Genomic DNA, 503 nt, shown 5'->3' with positions numbered 1-503 from the left:
GTCGAAGCGAGGCCCATGCTGGGTCACCAGCATGCCATCCTCGGTCAGCAGCATCTCGCCAACCTTGGCGCGAACCTCCACCACCAGCCGGCCGCCGGTGAAGTAGCTCGCCGGACGGATCTCGAGTAGCAGAAACTCGCCCTCGAACACCCCTTCGCTGAACTGGTCCAGCTGAGGGTCCTTGATGACAAACTCGCCGATCGAGGCCGCCAGCCGGCCGACGTTAAAGGGGCCGTTGCGCCCATGAATGATGCGGACGGTAAGCCGCCCGGGGATCTTGATCATCGCCAGACTCCTGTTCGACAGGATGCAAAAAGAGCGGACGGGGCCGGCAGCGCCGGCACCCGTCCAAGAAGTCACTGGCAAGCGCCCGAGATGTCAGAGATAACCCCGCTCCGCGAAGGAGACCGAGTCCGAACCGCCCACCACGATGTGGTCGAGCACGCGAACTTCGATCAGACCCAGTGCCTCTTTAAGGCGCTGGGTAATGCGTCGGTCCGCAT

General features: G+C 63.2%; 2 protein-coding genes. Both read right to left on the bottom strand.

Translation table 11 applies throughout. The annotated features are described in order from the left end of the window. Positions 1 to 285: DUF3275 family protein (locus tag AM506_RS23650; RefSeq protein ID WP_152968661.1), on the bottom strand; the 285-nt coding region annotated here is incomplete at its 3' end. Between the two features lie 93 nt (positions 286 to 378). Continuing rightward, on the bottom strand, positions 379 to 489 hold the full coding sequence (locus AM506_RS23645; protein WP_440480365.1) for a JAB domain-containing protein: 111 nt from the start codon (positions 487 to 489) through the stop codon (positions 379 to 381). Between the last annotated feature and the right edge of the window lie 14 nt (positions 490 to 503).

The sequence above is a fragment of the Rossellomorea vietnamensis genome, from assembly GCF_001305855.1.
GTDB lineage: Bacteria > Bacillota > Bacilli > Bacillales > Bacillaceae_B > Rossellomorea > Rossellomorea vietnamensis_A.
Note: the sequence above shows the minus strand (reverse complement) of the source record. Positions and strands in the feature narration are given on the sequence as shown.